The sequence below is a fragment of the Actinopolyspora sabaoui genome (genome assembly GCF_051225635.1).
GTDB lineage: Bacteria > Actinomycetota > Actinomycetes > Mycobacteriales > Pseudonocardiaceae > Actinopolyspora.
In genome coordinates, this window is record NZ_JBMIHH010000001.1 from 97345 (window position 1) to 116915 (window position 19571).

At 67.5% G+C, this 19571-nt stretch carries 14 protein-coding genes; 9 read left to right on the plus strand and 5 right to left on the minus strand.

Annotation, left to right across the window (positions count from 1 at the left end; all coding sequences use genetic code 11):
• Window positions 1–67 precede the first annotated feature (67 nt).
• The 3 genes from dapF to ACOQFL_RS00435 all read left to right on the plus strand — a co-directional run bounded on the left by dapF (window position 68) and on the right by ACOQFL_RS00435 (window position 3704).
• Window positions 68–946 carry a diaminopimelate epimerase gene (dapF, locus tag ACOQFL_RS00425; protein ID WP_435542074.1) on the plus strand — a complete coding sequence of 293 codons (879 nt, stop codon included), beginning with the start codon at window positions 68–70 and terminating at the stop codon, window positions 944–946.
• Window positions 947–1254: 308 nt separating this feature from the next.
• A complete protein-coding gene (gene hflX, locus ACOQFL_RS00430) occupies window positions 1255–2655 on the plus strand; it encodes a GTPase HflX (protein WP_435542448.1) in 1401 nt (466 codons plus the stop codon).
• Window positions 2652–3704 (plus strand): hypothetical protein, encoded by a 1053-nt coding sequence (locus tag ACOQFL_RS00435; RefSeq protein WP_435542075.1) that lies wholly within the window; start codon window positions 2652–2654, stop codon window positions 3702–3704. Before hflX ends, ACOQFL_RS00435 begins: the two co-directional genes overlap by 4 nt.
• Before the next feature lie 124 nt (window positions 3705–3828).
• Here ACOQFL_RS00435 and ACOQFL_RS00440 read toward each other — a convergent pair whose 3' ends face one another.
• On the minus strand, window positions 3829–5031 hold the full coding sequence (locus tag ACOQFL_RS00440; RefSeq protein ID WP_435542076.1) for an MFS transporter: 1203 nt from the start codon (window positions 5029–5031) through the stop codon (window positions 3829–3831).
• Window positions 5032–5761: 730 nt separating this feature from the next.
• Window positions 5762–6532: a transcriptional repressor LexA gene (lexA, locus tag ACOQFL_RS00445; RefSeq protein ID WP_435542077.1), complete on the minus strand. Its 771-nt coding sequence runs from the start codon at window positions 6530–6532 to the stop codon at window positions 5762–5764.
• A 974-nt stretch (window positions 6533–7506) separates the two neighbouring features.
• Here lexA and nrdR point away from each other — a divergent pair.
• The 5 genes from nrdR to ACOQFL_RS00470 all read left to right on the plus strand — a co-directional run bounded on the left by nrdR (window position 7507) and on the right by ACOQFL_RS00470 (window position 15190).
• The gene (gene nrdR / locus ACOQFL_RS00450) at window positions 7507–8049 is read left to right on the plus strand and encodes a transcriptional regulator NrdR (protein WP_435542078.1); all 543 of its coding nucleotides are present in this window, start codon (window positions 7507–7509) and stop codon (window positions 8047–8049) included.
• Between the two features lie 157 nt (window positions 8050–8206).
• The gene (locus tag ACOQFL_RS00455) at window positions 8207–11050 is read left to right on the plus strand and encodes a vitamin B12-dependent ribonucleotide reductase (RefSeq protein WP_435542079.1); all 2844 of its coding nucleotides are present in this window, start codon (window positions 8207–8209) and stop codon (window positions 11048–11050) included.
• Between the two features lie 253 nt (window positions 11051–11303).
• Window positions 11304–13106, plus strand: coding sequence for a Xaa-Pro dipeptidyl-peptidase (locus ACOQFL_RS00460; protein ID WP_435542080.1), 1803 nt, complete (start codon window positions 11304–11306; stop codon window positions 13104–13106).
• A gap of 157 nt (window positions 13107–13263) precedes the next feature.
• A complete protein-coding gene (locus tag ACOQFL_RS00465) occupies window positions 13264–14373 on the plus strand; it encodes a DUF4192 domain-containing protein (protein ID WP_435542081.1) in 1110 nt (369 codons plus the stop codon).
• 235 nt (window positions 14374–14608) lie between these two features.
• Window positions 14609–15190, plus strand: a complete 582-nt coding sequence (locus ACOQFL_RS00470) for a dihydrofolate reductase family protein (protein WP_435542082.1) — start codon at window positions 14609–14611, stop codon at window positions 15188–15190.
• 191 nt (window positions 15191–15381) lie between these two features.
• Here ACOQFL_RS00470 and galE read toward each other — a convergent pair whose 3' ends face one another.
• The 3 genes from galE to ACOQFL_RS00485 all read right to left on the minus strand — a co-directional run bounded on the left by galE (window position 15382) and on the right by ACOQFL_RS00485 (window position 18333).
• A complete protein-coding gene (gene galE, locus ACOQFL_RS00475; protein WP_435542083.1) occupies window positions 15382–16341 on the minus strand; it encodes a UDP-glucose 4-epimerase GalE in 960 nt (319 codons plus the stop codon).
• Between the two features lie 118 nt (window positions 16342–16459).
• Window positions 16460–17641 carry a galactokinase gene (gene galK, locus ACOQFL_RS00480; protein ID WP_435542084.1) on the minus strand — a complete coding sequence of 394 codons (1182 nt, stop codon included), beginning with the start codon at window positions 17639–17641 and terminating at the stop codon, window positions 16460–16462.
• On the minus strand, window positions 17638–18333 hold the full coding sequence (locus ACOQFL_RS00485) for an iron-dependent transcriptional repressor DtxR (RefSeq protein ID WP_435542085.1): 696 nt from the start codon (window positions 18331–18333) through the stop codon (window positions 17638–17640). Before ACOQFL_RS00485 ends, galK begins: the two co-directional genes overlap by 4 nt.
• Before the next feature lie 344 nt (window positions 18334–18677).
• Between ACOQFL_RS00485 and ACOQFL_RS00490 the strand changes: the two genes are divergently transcribed.
• Entirely contained in the window at window positions 18678–19535 is an 858-nt protein-coding gene (locus ACOQFL_RS00490) for a sulfurtransferase (RefSeq protein WP_435542086.1), read from the plus strand.
• Window positions 19536–19571 lie beyond the last annotated feature (36 nt).

The following is a 19571-nucleotide window of genomic DNA, read 5'->3' on the forward strand; positions in this document are numbered from 1 at the left end:
AACGGATGAGGGCCGGATCCTTCGGTGTGTTCCGGATCCGTGCACATCCGGCGGTTAGACTGTGGCGGTGCAGTCTTATGCGGGACCGGAATTTCTCAAGGGGCACGGAACCGAGAACGACTTCGTCGTGCTGCCCGACCCCAGGGGCGAACTCGACCTGACGGCGGCGCGGGTACGCGCGCTGTGCGATCGGAGGATCGGCCTGGGCGCCGACGGCGTGCTGCGGGTCGTTCCGGGCGGTCTGCTGGGCGAGGAACTTCCCGCCGACGTCCCCACCGACGCATGGTTCATGGACTACCGCAACGCCGACGGTTCCGTGGCGGAGATGTGTGGCAACGGAGTGCGTGTCTTCGCGCGTTACCTGCTCGAATCGGGGCTCGCCGCCTCGGGGAACGTTCCGGTGGGCACGCGTGCGGGGCTGCGGGGAGTCGTCCTCGGTGCGGACGGACGCGTGACCGTGGACATGGGTGGAGCTGCCGTTGCCGGGCACTCCAGCGTCACCGTCGCGGGGTATGCGATGTCCGCGCTGGCGGTGGACCTGGGAAACCCGCACTTGGTCTGCGTCACCTCCGGGATCGGTGAGCTCGACCTGTCGGTGCAGCCCGGTTACGACCCCGAGCTGTTCCCCCACGGCGTGAACATCGAACTGGTGGAGCCGCTCGACGAGCGGGAGCTGCGGATGCGGGTCTACGAGCGGGGCGTCGGCGAAACCCGTTCGTGTGGCACCGGGACCGTGGCCGCCGCCGTGGCGGCACTGCGTGCCGACGGCGGTGAGAACGGTGTCCGCCTGGTGCACGTTCCGGGGGGAACGGTGGAGGTCGAGGTCACGCCGGAAACCACTACGCTGACCGGCCCCGCGGAACTCCTCGCCCGCGGTGAGCTCGACGCCGACTGGTGGCGGCGTACCGGCGAGCCAGTACTGGTCACTTCGGGTACGAACCGGTGAAAATCAGTGGACGGTCGTGCCACAATACAGGGTGGCAGGACCGAACCGGCCACCCCCCGAGGGGCGGGGCCGACCGGAGCAGGGTAGCTCGGGCAGGGCAGCTCGGGCAGGGTCGACCGCGGTGTCACCGTGGGTCTTACCCACCGGCGGTTCGTTCGGATCGGTCGGGCCGTAACCGGATACCCCACTAGTGACTGAGTAAGGATTACTTGAGAAGCCGTTATCACACCGATGAGCGCCCCGAAGTGACCGAGTGGAAGACCGGCGCGGACGGCGCTGACGTACAGACGGCCGGTGAACACCTGGGCATGGAATCCCGGGAACCCTCCATCGGCGAGATGGAGCGGGCGGAACGTGCTTCGCTGCGCCGTGTTTCCGGTCTTTCCACCGAGCTGTCCGACATCACCGAGGTCGAGTACCGCCGGCTGCGACTCGAGCGGGTCGTGCTGGTCGGGGTCTGGACGGAAGGTACCTCCGCCCAGGCGGAGAGTTCACTCGCCGAACTCGGCAGACTGGCCGAAACCGCCGGCTCGGAAGTGCTGGACGGTGTGGTCCAACGCAGGGATCGTCCGGACCCCGCCACCTACGTGGGTGCGGGCAAGGTGCGCGAACTGCGGGACATCGCACTCGCGGCCGGAGCCGACACCGTCATCTGTGACGGTGAGCTCGCACCGGGCCAGCTCAGGCAGCTGGAGGAGAAGCTCAAGATCAAGGTCGTGGACCGCACGGCCCTGATCCTGGACATCTTCGCCCAGCACGCCAGTTCCAAGGAGGGCAAGGCCCAGGTCGAGCTCGCCCAGTTGCAGTACTACCTGCCGCGGCTGCGTGGTTGGGGTGACAAGATGTCCCGGCAGGCCGGTGGGCGTGCCGGTGGCGGCAACGGCGGTGTGGGTACCCGTGGTCCCGGTGAGACCAAGATGGAGACGGACCGGCGGCGGATCCACAAACGAATCAGCAAGCTCCGCAAGGAGCTGGCCTCGATGAGCACCATCCGCGAGACCAAGCGCTCGCGCCGTGCCGCCAACGCCGTTCCCGGGGTGACCATCGCGGGGTACACCAACGCGGGCAAGTCCAGTCTGCTCAACGCACTCACGGGCAACGGGCTACTGGTGGAGGACTCGCTGTTCGCGACGCTCGACCCGGCCACCCGCAAGGCCCGCACTCCGGACGGCAGGCCCTACACCCTCAGCGACACCGTGGGGTTCGTGCGGCACCTGCCGCACCAGCTGGTCGAGGCGTTCCGCTCCACGCTGGAAGAGGTGACCAGGGCGGATCTGTTGTTGCACGTGGTGGACGGCACCGATCCCGCGCCGCAGGAGCAGGTCAGCGCGGTGCGTGAGGTCGTCACCGAGATCAGTGCCGAGCAGGGCGGTACGGTCCCGCCGGAGCTGGTCGTGGTGAACAAGGCCGACGCCATGGACAACACGAAGGTCGTGGAGTTGCGCAGGCTCCTTCCCGAGGCCGTCTTCGTCTCCGCCCGTTCCGGAACGGGAGTCGAGGAGCTCAAGCGCGCTGTCGCCGACTGGCTGCCCCAACCGGATGTCTACGTGGACGCGCTGGTGCCCTACACCAGGGGAGAGCTCGTTTCCCGGGTGCACACCGAGGGTGAACTCGTCGCACGGGAGCACACCGCGGAGGGAACCAGACTGCGTGCCAAGGTCCGGACGGATCTGGCCAACGCGCTCGAACCGTTCGCCACGACGGGATGAGTCGGTTCCGGCGCGTCGCCGCGGTACTGCTGCTGACCGCCGGCTCCGCGTTGACCGGTGGGCACGCCTCCGGACAACCGGGCACCGGTGCGCCACCCGCACCACGGGTTCGGTGCACGCCAGGGGACGAGCGGCTCGCCGAGCTCTCGGGGCTGGCGGTCGGGGAGCGGAACTGGTTCGCCGTGGGAGACGGCGGTAGCCGGGTGCGGCTCTACGAACTCGACCCCTCGGACTGTTCGGTGGTCCGTGTCCACTCCGCCGAGGCGGATCCCTACGACGTGGAGGACCTCGGGCGGCGGGCCGACGGCACGCTGTGGCTGGCCGACACCGGGGACAACAGCTCACGCAGGGACACCGTGGCGCTGCACGTGATCGACCCCTCCGGAGCGGCCGAGCTCTACCGGATGAGATACCCGGACGGCCCGCACGACGCCGAGGCGCTGCTGCTGGGCAGGGAGGGGAACGTCTACCTCGTCACCAAGAGCCCGTTGGGTGAGGCGGGCGTGTACCGCCCGGTAGGACCGTTGAACACTTCCGAGCCGGTCGAGCTGGAGCGGGTGATGACGCTGTCGTTGTCCCCCACCGACACGCCGGGTGGGCCGCTGCCTGCCTCGTTCGGGTCGGTGGTCGTCACCGGTGGTGCCGTTTCACCGGGGCGCGACGTGGTGGCGGTACGCACCTACACCGACGCGTACCTCTATCCGGCTCCGAACGGCAGCGTGCCGGATGCGTTGCGGCGGGAGCCGCTGCGTGTCCCGTTGCCGAACGAGGCGCAGGGGGAGGCCATCGCGTTCGAACCGGACGGTGATCTGCTGTCGGCGACCGAGCGACTGGGGCCGATTCGGAGTGTGCCGAACGCGGTGGGCGCCGTCCCCGCGCCGGCTCGGGACGCCGCGTCCCCCACGAACTCCGCGGCCCCCACCACTTCGTCCTCCGAGTGGCGCTCCCCATCGGAGCGTCGCGTCCTGCTGGGCCTCGGGGGAGCGGGCCTGGTGCTGCTGCTTGTCGTGCTAAGCGGGTTGCGCCGTCGCGCCCGGCGTTCGCGGTGAGGGACGACTCCGGTATCCGTGCGGCGTCCAGCGGGCGTGGCCGAGCCGAGGATATGTCGCCACCGATGGCGACAGTAACGAGTACCGGCTCCTCCGGTTTCCCACGAGCGCGTTGTACCACCGCTCAGTGGACCGGACTCATGGAGGCCTCCTCCGGCCGTGTCGTGGCTGCGCGCTGCCGCACTCGTGGTGTCAGCGAGAGGGCGACGAGCATCAGTACCGCCCCCGCGAAGGGAACGTAACCGGCTCCCAGGGTGCCGACCACGAGACCGCCGATGGCGCCGCCCACACCGGTACCCAGGTACAACCCCGATATGTTCAGGGCCATCGCCGTCATACCCGCCTGTGGCGCCGCGGCGAGCACACTTCCCTGCATCGGCGGATTGAGGCTCCAGGCGAAAGTGGACCACAGTGCCACCAGAACTCCCAGCACGATCGCGCTCGTCACGCCGGAGACGCCGAACAGCCCGGCCAGGATCAGCGCGGCCAGGTGGCCGCCGACCACCAGTTTCAACGTGCGGTGCGGGCCGAGGGTGTCACTGACCCTGCCGCCGAACAGCGCTCCCACGAGACCGAGCAGTCCCACGATGAGCAACATTCCCGCGCGCAGATCAGCGCCGCCACCCACTGTCGCGGTGGTGAACGGCCCGATGTAGTTGTAGAACATCAGACCGCCTGTTCCGCACAAGAACGTCACGGTTACCAGCCGTGCCACCGGTAAACTGCGCAGTGGACTGAGCCGTTCGGCCAGCGGTGCGGCGGGACTGCCCGCGATCCTGGGAGCGGTGGCGAAAACACCGAGCGCCGAGAGTGCTCCCACCGCCGCGATGAGCCAGAACGTGGCGCGCCACCCGTAGAGCCCGCCGAGCAGTGTTCCCAGCGGAACCCCGGTGAACAGTGCCACGGTCATTCCAGCGGTAACCACGGACAGATAACTGCCCTGTCGGCCTTCGGGTGCCCCGGAAGCCGCTGTGGCGAAAGCGGCCGAAGTAACGCTCGCCGCGGCCAGCGCGGCGACGATGCGAGAAGCCATCAGCGTCCAGTACTCGGGCGCGAGAGCGGCGGCAGCGTTGGCCACCGTGAAGACCACGAGCCCTCCACCCAGGACGAGTCGTCGCGGCAGCCTGTCGAGCACGACGGCCAGTGTGGGTGCTCCCAGGGCGTAGACCACGGCGAAAGCGGTTACCAGCTGCCCGGCCACACTCACGGTGACATCCAGGCTTTCGGCTACTTCGGGGAGAACTCCCGCGATGACGAACTCGTCGGTGCCCGTTGCCAGTAGTGCCGCGAACAGCACCAGCAACCAGGGCGGTGTCCGATGGGCCACGGCGAACCTCCTTGCGTGTCACTCGTCGAGTCGAAGTCGGTGGCACGACGAGTGGCTGTGCGGGCCACCCCGGCACTTCGATCAGGTGCGTTCCTCGAACATCGGGTTCGAATGACGCTCTTCCTCCGTGGTGCCGCTCTCGAAGTCCAGCCGAACCTTGCTCCGAGATTAAAAAACCAACCGCCCCGTTTTGTCAAAGCGGATATATCGTGGTTCGTGTCACTTGACGTGTTGCGTGCGCGTGGCGACCCGGCGTTCTCGGAGCTGAGAGGGTGTATCGGGTGCACGCCTGAGATTGAGGGGTCTTTGCGAGTTTTTCCGCCGGTGCCGAGGTTGATTCCAGTTCGGGAACTCATCGCTCGTCACATGTTCGAAGGCGAACAAAGTGGCAATTAAGAAGACGAATGGTCGGTTTTTCGTCGTGAACAGGTGTAGCGGGAGGGCGGGACATTCGTTCGGAGGCTGTGGGGCGCCATCGTCGAACAGGCCGCTCCGAGCCGGTCGATTCCGGGACTTCCGGCCGCCTTCGGCGGTGGCTCCGGCGAAAGCCGGGTTCTCGTTCACCGCCGAAGTTCGTGGCGGGACTCCGGGAACGGCGTCTCACGAGGAGAAGCGGAATAGGCGGGGTCCGTGAAACGGTTTCCGTGTCGGAACACCCCGGCTGAGCTCCCACGAGTCGAGCCGACACGAGTCGGGTCACACGCTGGAACCGTACACCGAAGTGATCGATTCACATTTTGCGCAGCACGGCGACCACCTTGCCGAGCACTGTGGCCTGATCGGCGATGATCGGTTCGTAGTCGTCGTTGTGCGGTATCAGCCACAGGTGTTCCGCCGTACGTTTGAAGGTCTTCACCGTGGCTTCTCCGTCGAGCATCGCGGCTACGACGTCGCCGTTCTCCGCGTCGGGCTGTTGCCGGACCGCCACCCAGTCACCATCCGTGATGGCCAGATTCACCATGGAGTCGCCCACCACGCTCAGCAGGAAGAGGGAACCCTCTCCGACGACCTCCCGAGGCAGCGGGAACACCTCGTCCACGGACTGTTCGGCGAGGATGGGTTCGCCCGCCGCGATACGCCCCACCACCGGCACGTAAGCGGGGTTCGAACCGTCCGGGAAAGTCGGGGCGCCCGAGTCGTCGTTGGTGACCACGCCGACCGTGCGGGGGCGGTGCGGATCACGCTTCAGGTGCCCGCGCTTTTCGAGTACACGCAGCTGGTACGCCACCGAGGAGGTGGACGTCAATCCGACGGTGTCGCCGATCTCGCGCACACTGGGTGGGTAGCCGTAGTCCCGCATCCATTGCCGGATGGTGTCCAGCACGCTTCGCTGGCGCGAAGTGAGTTCGTCGTTCGGCTCCGAGGTGGCGTCGCCGTGGTTCTCGGAGTCGCTCGCCCGGGTCGTTGGGTCGGCTTCGCCGGAGATCCCGCCGTCGAACCGGTCGGAAGCGTAGCCGTCCACCGTGCCCTCCTGTCCATCGCCGCTCGCGCGTGCACGCACGTATCCAGATTAGACGGCACCCGAAGGCGAATCAAACACCAGTTCGAGTGAATTCGGTGCGTCGCCGCTACGGAGAGGCATCCAGCGGCCGGATGTGAGCGGGCACGCCCGTGTCGATCACGGTGAACCTCTCGCGCTCGGCTGGATTCGATGCTACACCGTTCGTACTGCAGTTCGATCGAACTCGTGTTCGATTTCGCTCGGATTTGCCGCGGGCGGCTCGTCCCGGCGGGGAGGGTGTGCGGTTCCCGCCGGTGGAGTTCCCGCCCTCGGGCCGTGGATACCGCCGATTCGTACGGGGAGGCGCGATGCCGGTGTTTCGTGTTGCCAGCCGGGTCGAGGACCGCGAATGCTGGACGGTGGGCGGATGCCACGCTGCCGATGATCGCGGTGCGAGGTATCTTGCCGCGGCGTTCTCGTGTGCTCCCACGGCATCGAGCGCGGCGGACGTTGGGTCGCGAAGCGGTTCCGAGGCCTGGCGTGGTGGCTCGCGGTGCCCGGTTGCCTGCTCCGAAGCGTCGTACTCGTCGGTCAGGCGCCGGGGCGGCGCGCCCGGAGGGGAGCCGCTCTCCGGTACTCCGCGATCGACTGTCCTCGAGATGGCCCTGCTCGCCGTGGTGGCCCTGTGGGTGGGTGCGCTCGTCGTGCTCGTGGGAGTGTCGCTCTCGCTCGGCTGAGGCGGAAGTCGTCCCGCTCCGGGGCGGGGCCCTTCCCCCCGGGGGCTGGATCGGCGCTGTGATCGCCAGTCGGGGGGTGGTCGACATCCCGCTTCCCGAATTGCTTATGATTCGGTCCGGGGTTAGGCTCAACCACAACATCTAGTAGTTGCATCGTTGTGATTAATCCATAGCTTGGGTGTGGCCGTCTTGTCGGCGGCTGTTCGCCTCCAGCGGTGTCAACCGTCCGCGAGGTATCGGGCGGCGCGTCGTGCGCGCCCGTGGACCATTGGACTGTGTCGAGGGGATGACTGGCGAGTGCGTTGTCCGTTCTGTCGAGGTGACGATTCGCGTGTCGTCGACTCCCGTGAGGTGGAGGAAGGGCAGTCGATCCGGCGCAGGCGGTCCTGTGCGGGCTGTGGACGCAGGTTCACCACTGTCGAGGAACTGGTGCTCACGGTGGTGAAACGTTCGGGGGTGACCGAGCCCTTCAGCAGGGAGAAGGTCGTACGTGGGGTTCGTCGCGCGTGTCAGGGGCGCCCTGTGGCGGAGGACGACCTACAGCAGCTCGCCCATCGGGTGGAGGAGACGATCAGGTCGCTCGGCGTTCCGGAGGTGCCCAGTCACGAGGTGGGGCTGGGGATCCTCGGTCCGCTGCGTGAGCTGGACGAGGTCGCTTACCTGCGGTTCGCCAGTGTCTATCGTTCGTTCACCTCGGTGGAGGACTTCGAACGTGAGATAGCCGAACTGCGCAGGGCGGAGGAGCCGGATCCGGAGAGTTCCGGAGCCGGGGGGACTCCCGCCGACGGCGAGGAAGACGAATCCGCCGGTCAACAGGACGAGGCGAGTGCGAATGCCTAAATCGGGCAAAGGGGCGGCGCGCCGCCGAAAGGGCGGTGCGAAACGCGAGCGGGAAGCCCGTTCGGGCGATAACCCGCAGCGTGAGAAACCACCGGGACGGACGGGGAACCCGGACGGTGGCAGTAGGAGAGCGAGCGACAAGGGAGAGGCCCGAATCATGACAGAAACCGTCGGTAACCCGACCGCCGTAGGGGAGTCGGAGTCGGGTAGCCGTGAGGCGGGCATCCGGGTGGAGCGTGTCTACACGACCGAGGGTGTGCATCCCTACGACGAGGTGAACTGGGAACGACGCGACGTCGTCATGACCAACTGGCGCGACGGCTCGGTCAACTTCGAGCAGCGTGACGTCGAGTTCCCCGACTTCTGGTCGCTGAACGCGGTCAACATCGTCACCAGCAAGTACTTCCGCGGCGCGCTCGGCACCCCGGAGCGGGAGAGCAGCCTGCGGGAACTGATCGACCGGGTGGTCAAGACCTACGCACGCAACGGTGTCGAACACGGCTATTTCGCCACCGAGCTGGACGCCGAGATCTTCGAACACGAACTGACCTACATGCTGCTGCACCAGGTGTTCAGCTTCAACTCGCCGGTCTGGTTCAACGTGGGGACCACCTCCAAGCAACAGGTCTCGGCCTGTTTCATCCTTTCGGTGGACGACACCATGGAGTCGATCCTCGATTGGTACAAGGAGGAGGGGCTCATCTTCAAGGGAGGCTCTGGTGCGGGACTGAACCTCTCGCGCATCCGTTCCTCCAAGGAGCTGCTCTCCTCCGGCGGCACCGCGTCCGGTCCGGTGTCGTTCATGCGGGGAGCCGATGCCTCGGCCGGGACCATAAAGTCCGGTGGTGCCACTCGCCGTGCCGCGAAAATGGTCGTGCTCGACGTCGACCACCCCGACGTCGAGGAGTTCGTCGAGACCAAGTCCAAGGAGGAGCACAAGATCCGCGCGTTGCGTGACGCGGGATTCGATGTGGACCTCGGCGGCTCCGACATGGTTTCGGTGCAGTACCAGAACGCCAACAACTCGGTGCGGGTGAGCGACGAGTTCATGCGTGCCGTCGAAAGCGACGGCCAGTTCGGACTGCGGGCGCGCACCGACAATTCGATCACCGACAGTGTTCAGGCCAGGGATCTGTTCAACCGGATGGCTCGGGCCGCCTGGGAGTGCGCGGACCCGGGGATCCAGTACGACGACACGATCAACGACTGGCACACCAGCCCGGAGTCGGGCCGTATCACCGCCTCGAACCCCTGCTCGGAGTACCTGCACCTGGACAACTCCAGCTGCAACCTGGCCTCGCTGAACCTGATGAAGTTCCTCCGCGAGGACCTCACCTTCGACGCGGACCTGTTCCGGCGCACGGTCGAGCTCGTGATCACCGCGATGGACATCTCGATCAGTTTCGCCGACTTCCCGACGGAGTCGATCGGCCGGACCACCCGTGACTTCCGGCAGCTCGGCATCGGGTACGCCAACCTGGGCGCGTTGCTGATGGCCACCGGACACGCCTACGACTCCGACGGTGGGCGGGCGTTGGCCGCCTCGATCACCTCGCTGATGACCGGTACCGCCTACAAACGTTCCGCCGAGCTGGCCGGAGCGGTCGGACCGTACGCGGGCTACGCCCGCAACGCCGACTCCCACCAGCGTGTGATGCGTAAGCACGCCGCGGCCAACGATCTGGTGCGCACGTACCACCACAACGACGTCGCCGTGCACGACCTGGCGACCCAGGTCTGGCAGCGCGGGCTGGAGATCGGCGGACGCAACGGTTGGCGCAATGCCCAGGCTTCCGTGCTGGCCCCCACCGGCACCATCGGCCTGATGATGGATTGCGACACCACCGGTGTCGAACCGGACCTGGCGCTGGTCAAGTTCAAGAAGCTGGTCGGCGGCGGTTCCATGCAGATCGTCAACCGGACGGTACCCCGCGCGCTGCGTGCGCTGGGCTACCCGGACGAGCAGGCCGAGGCGATCATCGAGTACATCTCCGAGCACGGTCACGTCGTCGACGCCCCTGGCCTGCGCCCGGAGCACTACGACGTCTTCGACTGCGCGATGGGCCAGCGTTCCATCGCCCCGATGGGGCACGTCCGCATGATGGCCGCCGTGCAGCCGTTCCTGTCCGGCTCGATCTCCAAGACCGTCAACATGCCGGAACACGCCACGGTCGAGGACGTGCAGGAGATCTACTTCGAAGGATGGCGACTGGGACTGAAGGCCCTGGCCATCTACCGGGACAACTGCAAGGTCGGTCAGCCGTTGTCCGCGGGCAACGGAGGCAAGGGGCGGAACGAGGACAAGGAGCAGGCCGAGAAACGGGTCGAGAAGGAGATCGAGTACCGGCCGGTCCGCAAGCGACTGCCCAAGAAGCGTCCCAGCCAGACCGTGTCGTTCACGGTCGGCGGGGCCGAGGGGTACCTGCACGCCGGGTCCTACCCGGACGACGGTCTTGGTGAGATCTTCATCAAGCTCGGTAAGCAGGGCTCCACGCTCGCCGGTGTGATGGACGCGTTCGCGATGTCCATCTCGGTCGGACTGCAGTACGGGATTCCGCTGGAGTTCTACGTCGCCAAGTTCCAGAACGTTCGTTTCGAGCCCGCGGGGATGACCGACGATCCGGACGTGCGGATGGCCAGTAGCGTGCTCGACTACCTGTTCCGCAGGCTGGCGCTGGACCACCTGTCCTACGAGAAGCGGGCGCAGCTGGGCATCTTCACCGTGCAGGAGCGCACCGAGCAGGTCAACGGTGCGGAGGAGGCGGAGACCACCAACCAGGTGGAGTCGATGCGCGAATCAGTCGACTACTCCCAGCAGCCCACGCCGTTGGTGCAGAATCACTCCGACGATTCCGAAGCCGGAAGCTCCACCGAGCTGCTGGAACTGAAACTGGGCAAGGCGGCGGACGCTCCGCTGTGCATGACCTGCGGCACCAAGATGCGGCCGTCGGGCTCCTGCTATCTCTGCGAGGGCTGCGGCGCCACTTCCGGATGCAGCTGACCGCCGCTCGGCGGTAGTCCGCATCGGAAGGATTCGTACCGCGTGAGTTCGGGGAGCCGGTCCGCCGACCGGCTCCCCGCTTCTTTCGCCCGAACGGTGGAAGCGGGTGATGCCCCACTTTCCGTGCGGCCGGGCGAAAGCGTTCCGATCCCTCAGCCACACGTTGGCGCAAAACCGCCGCGCTTCGTGATTGACATTCCATTGGTGGGTGGCAAGCTGCTGGTTGACCTTGCAACCTGATCGTGGAGTTCGCATGTGGCGAGCGCGAGCGGCCGTTGTCTCCGCCCTGGTGGTCCTGCCGCTGACAGGTGCCCCCGCGAGCGCCGGAGAGACCACACGGCCACCGGAGCCGGTGATCGAGCACGGGGCGGCGCAACCGGTGTTCGACGCCTCGAACGCGGTGCGTGAGGATCTGTTCGTAACGGCCGATGTGGACAGCGATGACGACGGGCGCGACGACCGGGTCCACGTGCAAGTCGTCCGTCCGGAGGAGACCGAGCACGGTATGCGTGCTCCGGTCGTCTACCGGGCCAGCCCCTACTTCGCGGGCGGTAACCCGGTCACCAACCACGATGTCGATCGTGAGCTCTACGTTCCGGACCGGGCCGCGGCACGCGCCGCGGGAGTCGGAGCCTCCTCCGCCAGATCCGCCGAGTCCGGGATCGGCTGGGCTTACCAGGACTTCCTGCTGGAGCGGGGCTACGCGGTCGTCTACGCCGAGTCGCTGGGGAGCGGGGCCTCCGAAGGATGCCCGACCTCCGGCGGACGCAACGAGACCCTCGGCGCCAAGTCGGTCGTCGACTGGCTGAACGGGCGGGCCCCCGCGCACGATGCCGCGGGTGATCCTGTTAAGGCCGACTGGTCCACCGGCGAGGTCGCCATGATGGGGGTCTCCTACAACGGGACCCTGCCCAACGCGGTGGCCACGACCGGCGTGGAGGGGCTGGAGACCATCGTGCCGATCGGGGCGATATCCAGCTGGTACGACTACTACCGCGCGGACGGGGCGGTGGTGGCGCCCGGCGGTTACCAGGGTGAGGACACCGACGTGCTCGCCGAGTACGTGCACACCAACGACCGGGACTGCTCGGCCGTCCTCGACCGGTTGCGCCGTGAGCAGGACCGGCTGACCGGGGATTACAACGAGTTCTGGAACGAACGCGACTATCTCGACGAGGTCTCGAACATCGACGCCTCCGTGCTGATGGTGCACGGCCTCAACGACTGGAACGTCAAGACCAAGCAGGCGGCACAGTGGTACGAGGCGCTGCGCGAGAACGGCGTCGAGCACCGGATCTGGTGGCACCGGGGTGGGCACCTCGATCCCATCGGAGTGCGTCGGGACGAGTGGCTGCGTACGTTGAACCGCTGGTTCACGCATTATCTGCACGGTGTGAACAACGGAGTTCGCTTCGAACCCAGGGCGACCATCCAGCGTGCCGACGGCAGCTGGCACCGCGAGTGGGAGTGGCCCGCACCCGCCGCGCGCGAGATCTCGCTGAGCCCGACCGCCGGTGGCTCCGAGCGCGGTGGTCTGCGGTTGTTCCACCGCGGTTCGACGGACGTCGTCGAAGGTCTGCGCGACGACGCGGGCGAGACGGCCGAGGAACTCGCGAGGGCGGCGAGCTCACCGCATCGGCTGGCCTACTTCACCCGTGACCTCTCGCGCAGTGTCCGGATCAGCGGCACGGCGCGGGCGGAACTCGCGCTGTCGTTCGACCGGCCCGCCGCCAACGTCACCGCCATGCTGGTCGATCGTGCTCCCGACGGCACCGTCACCCCCATCACCCGGGGCTGGACCGATCCGCAGAACCGTCGTTCCGTGGCGAGGACAACCCCGATCGAGCCGGGTGAACGGTACCGGATCGAGGTGAGCATGATGCCCGACGACTACGTCCTCCAGCGGGGGCACAGCCTCGGGTTGGTCGTGCTCTCCAGCGATCACGACTACACGTTGCGCCCGTCCACCGGGACCGGACTGCGTATGGAGCTGTCGGACAGTGAGCTCCGTGTTCCCGTGGTGGTCGATCGTGGTGGGCGTGCTCGGTTCTTCTGAACCCGCCCAGCGGCACCGTTCGGTGTGGCCGGGTGGCGACATCACCGGGCCACACCGAGCGGTCCGCCACCCGCTCGTTGTCCACACCGCCTCGAACTCTGCACAAGCGGCGGAATCCGGGATGCCGTGTCAACTCGGTGACGCCGACTTTGGAGGTATGGGTTCTACCGCGAAGCAACGCACTGTCCGACTCTCGGCCCCGGCGGAATACCTGGCGGCGATTCCGCACCTGCTCGGCTTCTACCCGACCGATTCACTGGTACTGACCACGCTGCACGGCGGTCCGGAAACAGCGAAGCTGGGAATGACCGCTCGGGTGGATCTCCCCGAACCGAACCGCCGTCGTGAACTGGTGGCGGAACTGGTGCGTGGGCCGGTCTCGCACGACGCTCCCGACGGTCTGCTGGTCGCCGTGGTCGCGGCGCCGGACGCCGAAACGGCGGAGTCCGAAAGTGACTCTTCCGCATCCGTCCGGCCACCGGAAACACATCCGGAGCCCGCCACGGCGGATCCGCCGCGGTCCGAACTGGTGGAGTCGCTGCGGCGCGAGCTGCGCACGGCCGACATACCGCTGGTCCGGGCACTCTGGACACCCGGGATCCGGTCGGGTGGCATCTGGCGATGCTACGGCGAGCAGTGGGAAGGAACGGTCCCCGATCCGAGGTCCTCGCCGCTGGCGGCCGAGCTGGCCGTGTCGGGAGCGATCACGTTCTCCAGCAGGGAGGAACTCGCGGCGAGTATCGCCCCGGAGTCCCCGGAGACCACGGCCAGATGGTCGGCACGGCTGAACCTGATGCAGGACGAGGCGGAGCCGCACCGGGGTGACGCGACGATGTGCGCCGCCGACGCCGAGGCGGTGTTCGCCGCGATCCGCCGTACCGCACGGGGCAGTCCGCTGACCGAGGAGGACCTGTTGCGGGTGCTGGTGGCGTTGTCCGATTACCGGGTGCGGGACCTGGCCATGGGAATCGCGCTGACCGTCTGGTCCCGTGCCGCCGAACAGCTGTGGTTCGTGCTGGTCAGAAAAGCGCCGGACCCCGAGGTCGCCGATGTGGCCGCGCTGCTCGCGTTCTCCGCCTACCTGCGGGGTGACGGTGCTCTCGCGAGCGTGGCGTTGGACCGGGTCGAACGGACCAGACCCGCGCACCGCCTCGGCGAACTGTTGCGACGAGCCCTGGACAGCGGGATAGGGCCCGAGGAACTCGCCGTCGTGGTGCGCGACACCGCGGTGGACGCGCGGTTGATGATCGAACAGGACGAAACCTGACGTCGTTCCCCGTACGAGCTTCGATGGGCGCGAGACACTTCCGGACACACGTGCACTCGATTGGATGCGCGCGCGGGAGCGATGAAGCGCGGCTGGATCCGACATGCGAGGTCGTTACGTCGGCATGGTGTCGGCGGTAACCGTATGCTTACTCGTATCGCGGCCCGAGCCGGCGAGGTTCCGTCTCGTGGGCTGCCGCTATCGAGACGCCACACGATCCGGATGGGAAAACACCGTGTCAAGTTTGATGGTGGACTTCATCGTTTCGCTCGACGGCTATGCGTCCGCGGACGGATGGCCGGGTTACTGGGGAATGGAGGGCCCCGAATACCTCGCCTGGATAGCGGAAGGAGCCGAACAAGAGCACACCGTGCTCATGGGTGCGACTACGTACCGGCTGATGTCCGATTTCGCGCCCCAGATGCCCGATGATCCCGGCATCGCCGCATTGACCGCGATGCCCAAGGTGGTGTTTTCCTCCACGTTGGAGACACCGCTGTCATGGGACAATACCGAGTTGACCGAAGGGGACGCCGTCGAAGCCGTGCGGAACATGAAGCGGCGTGGCTCGCTTCCCCTGCGCACCATAGGCAGCCTCACCCTGAGCAGGTCACTACTCGAAGCCGGGGTGGTGGACCGTTTCCGCCTCGTCGTTTTCCCGGTCATCACCGGCGCTACGGGGAGGGAGCGCGTCTTCGACGGGTATCCCGATCTCGCCCTCGACCTGGTCGACAGCCGTACGTTCGACGGTCGGATCCAGCTGCTCGAGTACGTTCCCACCGTGCTCGACGGCCCGCCGGCGTTGGTGGCTGAGTGAGCCGTTCCGGGTGGACGCGATCCCGGGTGCCGTTCTCGGCTCATTGGCTGGACCGGTGCCGTCTCCCCGCACCACGGAGCGAACCGGTACGGCGGGTGCGCACCGGGCCCTCATCGAGTGAAAAAGCTCGATCCGGCCCGGTGGTGTACCCGGCCGGTCGTGGTGTACCCGGCCGCTCGTGGTGTACCAGGTCAGTCCCTGTCGTCGCGGACGAAGTCCCACGCGTCGCGTACGATCTCCTCGATCTCCCGGCGCTGTGGGTACCAGCCCAGTTCCTGCTGGGCCCGCTCGCTCGAGGCGACCAGCGTGGCGGGGTCTCCCGGGCGTCGTTCCGCCACTTCCGCGGGGATCTCCCTGCCGGTAACCGCGCGGCACGCGTCGATGACCTGCTTGACCGAGAAGCCCGTGCCATTGCCGAGGTTGTAGATCCGGTGGTTGCCCGGGAGTGATTTCTCCAGGGCCAGTACGTGCGCCTCCGCCAGGTCCCGCACGTGGATGTAGTCCCGCAGACAGGTGCCGTCCGGCGTGGGCCAGTCGTCCCCGGCGATGTGGACGCGGTCGCGCAGCCCACGTGCCACTTCGAGCACGATCGGAATCAGGTGCGTCTCCACGGTGTGCCGCTCTCCCAGCCCCGCGTGGGCACCAGCCACGTTGAAGTACCGCAGGCTCGTCGCCGCGATGCCGTACGCGGTCGCGTAGGAGGTGATGGCGTGGTCGATGGCCAATTTGGTGGCCCCGTAGGGATTGGTGGGCCGGGTGGGGGCCTCCTCGGTGATCGGCACCGACTCGGGCTGTCCGTAGACCGCGGCGGTCGAGGAGAACACGATCCGCTCGACGGCGTGCTCGCGCATCGCGTCCAGCAGTCGCACGGAGGTCAGCACGTTGCCGTGCCAGTAACGCGCCGGATCCTTGGTCGACTCCGCCACCAGCGACTTGGCGGCGAAATGCAGCACCCCGTCGAAACCCTCCGCGAGAACCTCCGCCGCGTGTTCGGCGACATCGCCGGTCACCAGCCGACATCCCTCGGGCACGGCGTCCGCGTGCCCGGTGGACAGATCGTCCAGTACCACCACCTGATGACCCGCTTCGAGCAGCCGGGCGGCACAGACGCTACCCACGTATCCGGCGCCTCCGGTTACCAGCAGTTTCACGTTCTCCTACCTTCCGGCCTCATCGATTCACAATGTAGGGCGAGTCATGGGCGCGTGCCGCGGCGAGCCCCCCGGTCACCAGCTCGCACCGGGGCGGGCGGGCCGGCCCTCGGCTCGACTAGCGATCCCGTGCCGCTCCGACGGAGGGAACGGCGGTGAACAGCCGAGGCGCGGGGAAGCCGTGCCGCTCGAACGCGTCGGTAACGGCCTGTTCCGTCCTGGGACGCAGCTCAGTGGAGACCAACGCGATCGCCGATCCCCCGAAGCCACCCCCGGTCATCCGAGCACCCGACGCGCCCGATTCCAGCGCCGCCTCGACGGCGACGTCGAGCTCCGCGCAGGAGACCCGGTAATCGTCGCGCAGGCTCGTGTGCGAGGCAGTCAACAGTTCGCCGACCTCGGTGAGCTCGTCGCGCCGCAGACGTCGCAACGTTTCCAGCACCCTGTCGTTCTCGGTCACCACGTGTCGAACCAGCGGACGCAGCTCCTCGGGCAACCGGCGCAGCGCGTCGTCCAGTTCCGCCGCCGAGATGTCCCGCAGCGCGGAGAGCCCGAGCAGTTCGGCCGCCCGTTCGCAGCCCTTCCGCCGATCCCCGTAGCCGGACTCGCTGTGCGAATGGTTCGCGCGGGTATCGACGACCAGCACTTCCAGCCCGCTGCCCGCGGCGTCGAACGGGATCTGCTCGGTCTCTCCCGAGCGTACGTCGAAGAACAGCGCGTGAGCCCGTTCGCAGCGCAGCGAGGCCGTCTGGTCCAGCAGTCCCGTGGGCGCGCCGACGAACTCGTTCTCGGCCCGCCGGGTCCAGCGCGCGATGTCCATGACGTCCGGTGCGTTCGGACCGTCCAGTGCTCGCCCCGCCGCGTCCAGCAGCGCCAACGCGGTGGCGCACTCCAGTGCGGCGGAGGAGGAGAGTCCAGCACCGGTGGGCACCTCGCCGGAGATGACCAGGTCCGCCCCGGGCAGCGGGATGCCGGATTCCCGGAGGGCCCAGGCAGCTCCCGCCGGGTAGCTCGCCCAGCCGCTCGGTTCACCCGCTTCGAGGTCCGCGATCCGGAACGTTCCGGCGCGCTGCAGCGTGTTGTCCGAACCGTGCGTGGCCAGCGACAGCAAACCGTCGTCCCGCCGCCGTACGGTGACCGCCGTGCGGTGCGGCAACGCGAACGGAAAGACGTAGCCGTCGTTGTAGTCGGTGTGCTCGCCGATCAGGTTGACCCTGCCGGGGGCGGACCAGACCGAATCGGGCTCCGCTCCGTGCTCCGCCACGAAAGCCCTCGTGGCTCGCTCCGCCGCCCCGCTCAACGCGGCCGAACCAGGACGGCGTGTGCGACGGACGGGGGCAGTTGGGTCTCGCCGGAGGTGCCCCGTACGTCGATCGGCTTGTTGCTGCCGACCACGGAGATTATCTCGATGTCGTTGCCCGGGACCACGTCCACCGTTTTCAACGAGTTCATCAGCTCCGGGTCGAGTTGCACGTGTTCGGCGATCCTGCACACCAGCGCGCGGCCACCACCGTTGCGGGCGATCTCGTCCACCCGTTGCAGTTCGGTGTCCACCTCGGGAGCACCGTCGCCGACACCCAGATCGTCCAGACCCGGGATCGGGTTTCCGTAGGGAGAAGTGCTGGGGGTGCCGAGCAGATTGACGAGCTTGCGCTCCACGGCCTCGCTCATCACGTGTTCCCACCGGCACGCCTCGCTGTGCACGTGCTCCCATTCCAGACCGATGACGTCGACCAGCAGTCGCTCGGCCAAGCGGTGTTTGCGCATCACACCGATCGCCCGTTCCCGGCCGGCTTTGGTCAGTTCCAGATGCCGATCCTCGGCGACCGACAGCAGCCCGTCCCGTTCCATCCGGGCGACGGTCTGACTGACGGTCGGCCCGCTCTGTTCCAACCGTTCCGCGATGCGGGCTCGGAGCGGGACGAGCCCTTCTTCCTCAAGCTCGTAAATCGTCTTGAGATACATCTCGGTGGTATCGATGAGATCGTTCACGCCAGCTCCCCATTCGGTCCACCATCAATGCTAGCCGGAACGGGAGTCGATGACCGGTGCCCGGGCGGAGTCTCGCGTCACCTCCCCTTCCAGCCCGGGAGGACTGGTGCTCGTGCGGGACCCCACGACCGTGGGATCGGGGGAGACGGGTCGGTGTCGATGCCGATACGGTGCCTCGACCGCCACTGCCGAAGTGACCGCGCCGCCGGTGGCTCGGCGTTCGAACGGAGCGCGCCTCGCTCCTGCCGGATCGCGGTGGCCGCGGGGACGGTTCGACGGGCACGCGAGCGGACATCGGAACGTTCACCGGGATGAAGTCAGCCGCATCCAGACCGGAGGTCGCGATGAGTCCACTGATCACACCTCGACAACTGAAGTCCGCGCTCGACGGTACCGAGCCGCCCGTGGTGCTGGACGTTCGTTGGAATCTGCTCGGTCCTCCCGGAGAGCGGGAGTACGCCGAGGGGCACCTGCCGGGCGCGGTGTTCGTCGATACCGAGACCGAGTTGGCCGCCCCACCCGCCGGGACGGTCGGTGGCAGACATCCGCTGCCGCACACCGACGTGTTGCGGCGAGCGCTTCGTCGTGCCGGGGTGAACTCCGATCGGCGAGTGGTCGTCTACGACTCCGGGGACGGTTCGGTGGCCGCGCGCGCCTGGTGGTTGTTGCGCTGGGCGGGGCATTCCGCGGTTCACGTGCTCGACGGCGGATTCGCCGCGTGGACCGCGGCCGGGTTGCCCGTCACCACGGAGGTGCCGCACCCGGAACCGGGGGAGTTCGTGGTCACTCCCGGAAACATGCCGGTCACCGACGCGGAGGGGGCGCGGCGACTGGCTCGCACCGGGATTCTGCTGGATGCCAGGGCAGGGCAGCGGTACCGGGGTGAGACCGAACCCGTGGATCCGCGTGCCGGGCACATTCCGGGTGCCTACAACGCTCCCGCCGGGGACCACGTCACCGCCGCGGGCAACTGGCGTTCCCCGACCGAACTGTCGACACGGTTCACCGAGTTCGGCCTCACCGAGACGGTGGATGCCGGAGCCTACTGCGGCTCCGGGATCAACGCCTGTTCGGTGATTCTCGCGTTGGAACACGCCGGACTGCGCACACCGGAGAACCCGGCGGCGCTCTACCCGGGGTCCTGGTCCGAGTGGTCCGCCGATCCGCACCGACCCGCCGCCACCGGTGCCTGGCCGGGATGAGTCAACGGGTGTGCCATGTCCCCTCCGACGGGTAGC

Bases quoted from the DNA above. Each gene is read 5' to 3' on its own strand.
- ACOQFL_RS00465 (WP_435542081.1), top strand. From the start codon at position 13,264: ATGGGTTCTACCGCGAAGCAACGCACTGTCCGACTCTCGGCCCCGGCG.
- ACOQFL_RS00460 (WP_435542080.1), top strand. From the start codon at position 11,304: ATGTGGCGAGCGCGAGCGGCCGTTGTCTCCGCCCTGGTGGTCCTGCCG.
- hflX (WP_435542448.1), top strand. From the start codon at position 1,255: ATGGAATCCCGGGAACCCTCCATCGGCGAGATGGAGCGGGCGGAACGT.
- ACOQFL_RS00490 (WP_435542086.1), top strand. From the start codon at position 18,678: ATGAGTCCACTGATCACACCTCGACAACTGAAGTCCGCGCTCGACGGT.
- ACOQFL_RS00435 (WP_435542075.1), top strand. From the start codon at position 2,652: ATGAGTCGGTTCCGGCGCGTCGCCGCGGTACTGCTGCTGACCGCCGGC.
- ACOQFL_RS00455 (WP_435542079.1), top strand. From the start codon at position 8,207: ATGACAGAAACCGTCGGTAACCCGACCGCCGTAGGGGAGTCGGAGTCG.